This is a genomic window from Pseudomonas sp. BAV 4579 (genome assembly GCF_009765395.1).
Classification (GTDB): Bacteria; Pseudomonadota; Gammaproteobacteria; order Pseudomonadales; family Pseudomonadaceae; genus Chryseomonas; species Chryseomonas aestiva.
The window spans coordinates 75,398-83,855 of record NZ_WHOV01000082.1 but is presented as its reverse complement, the minus strand read 5'-3'; the positions used below and the strand labels follow the sequence as shown (position 1 = coordinate 83,855).

8 protein-coding genes are annotated in these 8,458 nt (G+C 69.4%); 6 read left to right on the top strand and 2 right to left on the bottom strand.

The genetic code is table 11. The features are described 5' to 3' along the window. From GSQ95_RS16715 to GSQ95_RS16705, 3 genes are all read left to right on the top strand, one after another. Positions 1 to 1,848: NADPH-dependent 2,4-dienoyl-CoA reductase (locus GSQ95_RS16715; RefSeq protein WP_158973859.1), on the top strand; the 1,848-nt coding region annotated here is incomplete at its 5' end. Positions 1,849 to 2,135: 287 nt separating this feature from the next. Continuing rightward, the gene (locus GSQ95_RS16710) at positions 2,136 to 3,449 is read left to right on the top strand and encodes a chromosome partitioning protein ParA (protein ID WP_178118422.1); all 1,314 of its coding nucleotides are present in this window, start codon (positions 2,136 to 2,138) and stop codon (positions 3,447 to 3,449) included. An 11-nt stretch (positions 3,450 to 3,460) separates the two neighbouring features. Continuing rightward, positions 3,461 to 4,384 carry a 1-aminocyclopropane-1-carboxylate deaminase/D-cysteine desulfhydrase gene (locus GSQ95_RS16705; protein ID WP_158893078.1) on the top strand — a complete coding sequence of 308 codons (924 nt, stop codon included), beginning with the start codon at positions 3,461 to 3,463 and terminating at the stop codon, positions 4,382 to 4,384. Here GSQ95_RS16705 and GSQ95_RS16700 read toward each other — a convergent pair. Then, positions 4,357 to 5,337 (bottom strand): DUF1853 family protein, encoded by a 981-nt coding sequence (locus GSQ95_RS16700; protein WP_158893075.1) that lies wholly within the window; start codon positions 5,335 to 5,337, stop codon positions 4,357 to 4,359. The two genes, GSQ95_RS16705 and GSQ95_RS16700, sit on opposite strands and share 28 nt — an antisense overlap. Positions 5,338 to 5,377: 40 nt before the next feature. Between GSQ95_RS16700 and GSQ95_RS16695 the strand changes: the two genes are divergently transcribed. Genes GSQ95_RS16695 through GSQ95_RS16685 form a run of 3 tightly spaced genes read left to right on the top strand, consistent with a single transcriptional unit; the run spans position 5,378 to position 8,087 of the window. Continuing rightward, entirely contained in the window at positions 5,378 to 6,262 is an 885-nt protein-coding gene (locus GSQ95_RS16695) for an NAD(+) kinase (protein WP_007158929.1), read from the top strand. Next, entirely contained in the window at positions 6,262 to 7,221 is a 960-nt protein-coding gene (locus GSQ95_RS16690; RefSeq protein WP_158893073.1) for a metallophosphoesterase, read from the top strand. Before GSQ95_RS16695 ends, GSQ95_RS16690 begins: the two co-directional genes overlap by 1 nt. Then, complete coding sequence (locus tag GSQ95_RS16685) at positions 7,218 to 8,087, top strand: rhomboid family intramembrane serine protease (protein WP_158893071.1); 870 nt, start codon at positions 7,218 to 7,220, stop codon at positions 8,085 to 8,087. The genes GSQ95_RS16690 and GSQ95_RS16685 overlap by 4 nt, the downstream gene beginning before the upstream one ends. Here the strand turns inward: GSQ95_RS16685 and GSQ95_RS16680 are convergent, their stop codons facing one another. Further along, positions 8,088 to 8,411, bottom strand: coding sequence for a hypothetical protein (locus tag GSQ95_RS16680; protein ID WP_158893069.1), 324 nt, complete (start codon positions 8,409 to 8,411; stop codon positions 8,088 to 8,090). It lies immediately after the preceding gene. Between the last annotated feature and the right edge of the window lie 47 nt (positions 8,412 to 8,458).

Below are 8,458 nucleotides of genomic sequence, written 5' to 3'. Positions count from 1 at the left end.
GGCGGCATCGCGCCGAACGAAGAGGGGGCGGTGGCCAAGGGCGCGGCCAAGCTGACCACTGCCGAGGAGGCCGAGCACCATCGGCCGGTCACGGACGCGGTGCACGCCGCCGGCGGCCGTATCTGCCTGCAGATCCTGCACGCCGGTCGCTATGCCTATAACCCCCAGCTGGTGGCGCCTTCGGCGCTGCAGGCACCGATCAATCCCTTCACCCCACGCGAGCTGGATGAGGCCGAGGTGGAGGGGCAGATCGCCGCCTTCGTCCGCTGTGCCACGCTGGCGCAGCAGGCCGGCTACGACGGCGTCGAGGTGATGGGTTCCGAAGGCTACTTCATCAACCAGTTCATCGCCGCGCGGACCAACCACCGCACGGATCGCTGGGGCGGCGACTTCGCCAGTCGCTGCCGCTTGCCGCTGGCCATCGTCGCAGGCATCCGTAAGGCGACCGGCCCGGACTTCCTGATCATCTTCCGCCTCTCGCTGCTGGATCTGGTGGAACAGGGCAGCACCCCCGAGGAATGCCTGCAACTGGCGCTCTGGCTGGAAGACGCCGGGGTCAGCCTGATCAATACCGGCATCGGCTGGCACGAGGCGCGCATCCCCACCATCGCCACCCTGGTGCCGCGCGGCGCCTTCGCCGCCGTCACCGCCCGGCTCAAGGGCCGGGTGCGGGTGCCGCTGATCGCCACCAACCGCATCAACACCCCGGAGGTGGCCGAGGCCATCCTCGCCGCCGGCCAGGCCGACCTGGTGTCCATGGCCCGGCCGCTGCTGGCCGACCCCGACTTCGTCGCCAAGGCCGCCGCCGGCCGCGCCGACGAGATCAATACCTGCATCGCCTGCAACCAGGCCTGCCTGGACCACACCTTCGCCGGCAAGCTGACCAGTTGCCTGGTCAATCCGCGCGCCTGCCACGAGACCGAGTTGCAGATCCTGCCCGCCGCCGAATCACGCCGCTTTGCCGTGGTCGGCGCCGGGCCGGCTGGCCTCGCCGCCGCCTGCACCCTGGCCGAGCGCGGCCACCAGGTGGTGCTGTTCGAGGCCAGCGAGCGCATCGGTGGCCAGTTCAATGTCGCCAAGCGCATTCCCGGCAAGGAAGAATTCGGCGAGACCCTGAGGTATTTCCAGCGGCGTCTGGAGCGACTGGCGGTGGATGTCCGCCTCAACCATCGCGTCAGCGCCGCCGAGTTGCAGGCCGAGGGCTTCGCCGGGGTGATCCTGGCCACCGGGGTGACGCCGCGAGTGCCGCCCATTCCGGGGGTGGACCATCCCAAGGTGCTGGGCTACCTGGACGTCCTGCTGGAGCGCAAGCCGGTAGGGCGGCGGGTGGCCCTGATCGGCGCCGGCGGCATCGGCTTCGACGTGGCGGATTTCCTTACCCACGGCCATCAGGAGGCGGAGCCCATCACCGCCTTCTACCGCGAGTGGGGCATAGACCCCAGTTTCAGCAGCCGCGGCGGCCTGGCCCCGGCCACGCCGCCGGCCGTGCCGCGCGAGGTCTGGCTGCTGCAGCGCAAGCCGGGCAAACCCGGCAAGGGTCTGGGCAAGACCACTGGCTGGATCCACCGCGCGCGCCTGCAACAGCGTGGCGTCCAGGCGTTCGGCGGGGTGGAATACCTGGGTATCGACGACGCCGGCCTGCGTCTGCGCCTGCCCGATGGCGGCGAACAGGTGCTGGACGTCGACAACATCGTGCTCTGCGCGGGCCAGGAGTCCCTGCGCGAGCTGGAAGACGAGTTGCTCGGCGCCGGCGTGGCGGTGCATCGGGTCGGTGGCGCGGATGTCGCCGCCGAGCTCGATGCCAAGCGCGCCATCGATCAGGCCACTCGCCTTGCCGCCCAGCTGTAACTCTTCGTTGCAATCAGGGATGATTTCTGTGATCCACTCCGCATAACATCGGTTCCGGACCGACCCTCGTCCCAATGTCTGGCCTCTCTTCCATCCCGCCGACCAGGATTGGCTAAGCTGCCGTCCTGATGCGTCGGGTGGGGGCCCGGCGCCTCGGAGAAGTCGGGCGGAGACGCGGGTCAACCGCGTTGCCGCCAGAGGTCGGCGGGCGGACGCAGGTCCGGTCGCCAGCTGGCGAGACGCCGGCCTCGGTATTCATGTGGGATCGACAGAGCACGCGGCGAGAGATGGCAGAGACGTTGAACGAAGAGGCGGTACTGACCCCGGTGGTGCTGGGGTTCGGCGACCAGGGTGTGAATCGCGCCTTGCTGTTTCCCGATTTTCAGGCGCTCTGGCAGGGCGACCAGACGCTGCTCGACTGCGCCGGACGGCGCCATCGCTTCGTCTATCTGCTGCTGGACGACCACCGCCGGGTCAAGGCCGCGGTGTTTTTCCTGCTGGCCTTCGATGCCCAGGGCAAACCGCTGCCGGAATGGGACCTGCCGCTGGGCGAGCTGGCCGAGCGCGGCGATGTCGGCCCCGACCTTGGCGCCGGACCGATCCGCCTGGCCAGCCGCAGCCACTGTCCGATTTCCTGGCACCAGGGCGATCTCTGGGATCCGCGCAGCGAGACCGAGCACGACGACTGGCAGGCGATCCGCGATTGCCTGGGCCTGGTCGCGCCGCGCGATGGCGAGGTGGAGCTGGCCGGGGAATACCACCCCAGCGCCGCCGACGGCATCGATGTCGAGGCCCGTCTCGAACGGGTCCGGCGCATCCTCGCCCAGGAACACCAGGAGGCGCTGGACAAGCTGATCGCCGGTCAGCGTACCCGGCTGCTGACCCTGACCCGCCAGCACCAGGAAGACCTGGCACGGCTGCAGCGCGACGCCGACGAGGTACGCGCGGCCAAGGCCGAGCTGGAGGTGCGCTATGCCGCCCTGGCCCAGCACCTGGAGCAGCAGCACGAGCAGGCCCGCCAGCAGCGCGAGGAACTCAACGAGCAAATGCGCACCCTGGAGCGCAACGCCCTCTACAAGATCGAGGCGTTGCGCATCCAGTCCGAAGCCGAGAGCGAGGCCCGGGTGGCCGCCGCCGTGGGCGAGCTGAAGAACCAGCTGACCATCCGCGAGGTGGAGCTCAAGTACCGCGACGAGCTGGACGGCCAGTTGCAGGAAGACATCCGCCAGCTGCGCGAGCGCTGCACCCAGCTGATCGGCGACAGCAACGAAGGCCAGCTGGGGCGCCTGGCGCGCCAGGGCATCCTGTTCGTCACCTTCCAGCCCGGCGCTGGTCATCTGATCCTCAGTCGCCAGGACGTTCCGCGTTTCAGCACCGATCCCCTGGGTTATGTCGCCGAGCACTGCAAGGTCAGTCGTGAGCAGTACCAGCGCTGGCTGGAGCATCACCAGCAGCCGGTCTGCCAGGCCGAGGTGGAGGGCGAGCGCTGCCGACGGCCGGTGGTACGGGTGGAGCATCCCGCCCAGTTCGATCCGCTGCGCTCGACCCGGTGCGCCGAGCACCGCGGCGATGACAGCGATGGCGACGTCGCCAATCTCTGACTCCCCGGTTGATGATCTTTCCTTCGCCCGCCGTGCTCCAGGAGGTGCAACTCGCCATCCTGACGGCGCGGGACCTGCGCCTGGCGGTGCTGCGCCTGGATCAGCGCCCGGCCGGGCATAACGGCAACAAGGCCTACAAGCTGCGGCCCTGGCGCGAACGCCTGGCCCGGGGCGAGGGCCGCGGGCTCATCAGCCTCGGCGGTGCCCACTCCAACCATCTGCATGCGCTGGCCGCCCTGGGCCGGGAGGAAGGCTTCGCCACCGTCGGCCTCTTGCGTGGCGAGCCCTGCCGGACGCCCACCGTCGAGGATCTGCAGGCCAATGGCATGACCCTGCACTGGCTCGGCTATGGCGGCTATCGCCGCCGCCATGCGGCCGACTTCTGGCAGCCCTGGCAGGCGCGCTATCCCGAGTTGCTGTCCATTCCCGAAGGCGGCTGCGATGAGCAGGCCGCCGCGGCCTGCGCGGCCATCGTCACGGAACTGCGACAGGGACTCGCCGCCCTGGGCTGGCCCGATTGCCAGCAACTCTGGCTGGCTGCCGGCACCGGTACCACCCTGGCCGGGGTGATCCGTGCCGCCGATCCCGCCTGGCAGGTGGTGGGCGGCGCGGCGGTGCCACCCGGGCATGGCGTCGAAGCCACGCTCGACCGGCTGCTCGCGCAGCACACCGGCGCCAATTGGCGCCTGCTGGACGCCAGCCGCGGCGGCTTCGGCCGCCTTGATGCCGAGCTGGCGCGGGCCATGGCGGAATTCGAGGCGCAGACTGGGATCGCCCTGGAGCCGCTCTATACCGGCAAGCTCTGGCTGGCCCTGCGCCAGGCAATCGAGGGCGGCGCGCTGGCCCCGGGCAGTCGCCTGGTGCTGGTCCACAGCGGTGGCCTGCAGGGTCGCCGTGCGCTGGAGCCTCAGCTGGCGAAGTGGGTCGGCGGCTGAACCGGCCAGCCCGCAGGCACCAGGAACAGCCGCGCCTCTTCGTCGCCGCGTGCATCGCGCCGCACCAGCAATTGCGGCCAGCTCGGCTCGCCGTCCGGCAGCGGCAGGCAGGGCGTGTCGACGACGGCAGGTGCCAGCCAGTGACCCTTGGGCAGCACTTCCCAGGGGCCGTCCGGCAACAGCTGCCGCTCGCACCACAGCTGGGGTTGCTGGGGTGGCAGGGCGCCAGCCGGCCAGGGCAGGGTGCGGTCGAGCGGCTGGAACAGATAGCCGCCCAGCCACAGCGCTGCCCGCGGCGGGGCGATGTCCAGCGCCGCCAGGCTGGCCTGGGCCAGGGGCGTGGCCGACAGCGGCAGCTGGCGCTGGCGCAGATGGGCGAGTTTGCGCGCCAGCTGGTCTTCGCCGCCCGGACCCAGCCAGCGCGGTGCCTCCGCTGGGCCTTCGCCCAGGTAGAACTTCACCGCCAGCTCCAGGTGATGGACCCCCTCGGCGTCTTCCACCAGCAGGTCCAGTTCGCCCAGGGTACGGTCGCCGTCGCGCAGGGGCAGGTTGGCCGCGCGCAACCTGAGCCCCGGTGCCCGTTCCAGGGCGAATTGCCACAGTCTTTCGTACTGGCGCCCCAGTCGGCGGTCGCTGCCTTGGGCAAGCCAGGCCGCCAGGGCCTGGGGTGCCGCGTCCTGTTGCCGCAGCCAGGCGGCCAGTCTGCCGGGTTCGCTCGCCCAGTCGCTGGCGGCCAGCGGATGGCGGGTGTCGGCGGCTTCCAGCAGGGGCGGGGCGATCAGCGTCCAGGCGAGGTCGCGCACCTGGGGCTGGCTCAGGCGGCGGGGCAGGGCGTGCAGCTCGGCGAAGGGCGTCATGGTGCCAGCATAGGCCAAGCCGGGCCGCTGCGGATCACTGGCGGCGACCCGCGGTCGGATGAGGGCGGTTTGCCGCTGCCACGGCCTTTCGCCCATACTTTCCGCACTTTCCAGCCAACGGGGCCGCCGGCGCGTCATGGACTCCTTTCGTAACATCGGCATCATCGGTCGACTCGGCAGCACCCAGGTGCTGGACACCATCCGCCGGCTCAAGACCTTTCTGCTGCAACGCGGGCGCAACGTCATCCTGGAAAACACCATCGCCGAGGTGCTGCCCGGGCATGGCCTGCAAACGGTGTCGCGCAAGCTCATGGGCGAGATCTGCGACCTGGTGATCGTGGTCGGCGGCGACGGCAGCCTGCTCGGCGCCGCCCGCGCCCTGGTACGGCCGCGGGTGCCGGTGCTGGGCATCAACCGCGGCAAGCTGGGCTTTCTCACCGACATCCGTCCCGACGAACTGGAGACCAAGGTCGCCGAGGTGCTCGACGGCCAGTACCTGATGGAGACGCGTTTCCTGCTGGACGCCTTCGTCGAGCGCGGCGGCGAGATGATCGGCCAGGGCGATGCCCTCAACGACGTGGTGCTGCACCCGGGCAAGTCCACCCGGATGATCGAATTCGAGCTGTACATCGACGGCCAGTTCGTCTGCAGCCAGCGCGCCGACGGCCTGATCGTCGCCACCCCCACCGGCTCCACCGCCTACTCGCTGTCGGCCGGCGGCCCCATCATGCATCCCAAGCTGGATGCCATCGTGGTGGTGCCCATGTATCCCCACACCCTGTCCAGCCGACCCATCGTGGTGTCCGGTGACAGCACCCTGTCGATCCTGGTGTCGCCGAACATGACGATCTATCCGCAGGTCTCATGTGATGGCCAGAATCATTTCACCTGCGCACCCGGCGATACCGTGACCATTCAGAAGAAGCCGCACAAACTCAGGCTGATCCATCCGCTGGATCACAACTACTACGAGATCTGCCGGACCAAGCTCGGCTGGGGCAGTCGGCTGGGAGACGACTGATGCCCCTGGGCTACGATCTGATCGGCGATCTCCACGGCTGCGCCCATACCCTGGACCTGCTACTGGAGCGCCTTGACTACCGGCAGGTGGACGGCGTCTGGCAGCACCCGGAGCGCCAGGCGATCTTTCTCGGTGACCTGGTCGATCGCGGGCCGCGCATCCGCGGCTCCCTGCGCCGGGTGCGGGCCATGGTCGAGGGCGGCCATGCCCACTGCATCCTCGGCAATCACGAACTTAATGCCCTGGCCTGGCACACCCCGGCGCTGCCCGGCACCGGCCAGACCTGGGTGCGCGAGCACACGCCGCGCCATCGCCAGCTGATCCAGGAGACCCTGGCGGCCTTCGCCGACCATCCCGGCGAGTGGCAGGACCACCTGCGCTGGCTCTACCAGCTGCCGCTGTGCAAGGACTTCGGGCACTTCCGCATCGTCCATGCCTGCTGGGATCAGCGGCTGATCGACGAATTCCTCCACCACTATCCGGATGCCTGCATCGACGAGGACTTCGTGCGCCAGTCCATCGTCGGTGGCAGCCTGGCCAGTCGGGTCGCCTCGCGCCTGCTCAATGGCGTGTCGCTGCCCTTGCCCCATGGCCTGCGCCTCACCGGTAGCGATGGCTATGTGCGGGCGCGCTTTCGCACCAAGTTCTGGGAGAGCGATCCCCAGACCTATGGCGACGTGGTCTTCCAGCCCGATGCCTTGCCGGCGGAAATCGCCTGCGAACCCTTGAGCGACGAGGAAAAGGCCGGGTTGCTCTGCTATGGCGAGGATGAGCCGATGCTGTTCGTCGGTCACTACTGGCGCGATGGCCATCCCGAACCCCTGCGGCCGAACCTGGCCTGCCTGGACTACAGTGCGGTCAAGTACGGCAAGCTGGTGGCCTACCGCCTCGACGACGAGCGCCAGATCGACCCGGCCAAGTTCGTCTGGATCGACGTGCAGCGCGAGGAGGGGCGATGAACCAGCCGCAACCCGTGCTGCGCGTGCCCCTGGGCCGCGATCTGCTGGGCTTCACCCGCCTGCTGCGGCGCCTGCAGATCCGCCACCGGGTGGTGGAAGAGGGCGACAGCCAGGTGCTCTGGGTGCTGGACCCGGCGCGGGTCGAGGAGACCCGCACCCTCTATGAACGCTATCCCGACGGCGATCCGCGCGGCGAGGTCCAGGCGGCGCGCGGACCGCGGGGCTTCGGGCTGCTGGCGCAACTCAAGGCCAGCCCGGTTAGCGCCGTCTTTCTCGCCGTCACCCTGCTGCTGGGCCTGGCCACCGAACTGGGTGACAACCTGGCGCTGATCCACTACCTGACGCTGCAGGAATTCCGCCTGATCGACGCCGAGCACATCGCCTTCCTCGATCTCGACGCCAGCCTGGCCCGCGGCGAATGGTGGCGACTGGTCACCCCGATCTTCCTGCACTTCGGCCTGCTGCATCTGGCGATGAACGCCCTCTGGTACTGGGAGCTGGGCCGGCGCATCGAATTCCGCCAGGGCGGCCTGATGCTGCTGCTCCTGACCCTGGTGTTCGCCGCCGGCTCCAACCTGGTGCAGTACGCCTGGACCGGGCCGGCGCTGTTCGGCGGCCTGTCCGGCGTGCTCTATGGCCTGCTCGGCCATTGCTGGCTGTTCCAGTGGCTGGCGCCCAATCCGGCCTATCGCATGCCCCGTGGCGTGGTGGCCATGATGCTGATCTGGCTGGTGATCTGCCTGACCGGCGTCTTCGATCTGCTCGGCTTCGGCTCCATCGCCAATGGCGCCCATGTCGGCGGTCTGGTGCTGGGTTGCCTCACCGGACTGCTTGGCGGTGGCCTGGCCCGCCTGCGGCAGCGCTAGCTAGCGTCGCCGCCTGAGCTCGGGAGCGAGGCTTAAGGCATTGCGATAGCGCCAGCGCCGCTGGCTGCGGCGACGCAACCAGAGCCCCATGAGCAAGAGCAGCGCACCGCCACCCAGGAAGCCCTGGGCGGTCTCGCGGGTCAGGCTCAGATAGGGCGTCAGCTGCGGTAGCTGCAGCAGGGCGGCACCGCCCGCCAGCAGCGCCGCCAGGCCGGTCAATACCGAGAGGGTGCCGAGGCCGGCGGCGAGGGAGGTCAGAAAGGGCCGCCGCAGGCGCAGCGGCGGCGGATCGAAACGGTCGTGCTCGGGCAACTGCATGCTCATACCCCAGGCTCATTAAGGCCGCCGAGGTTATACGCCTCGGCGTTGCT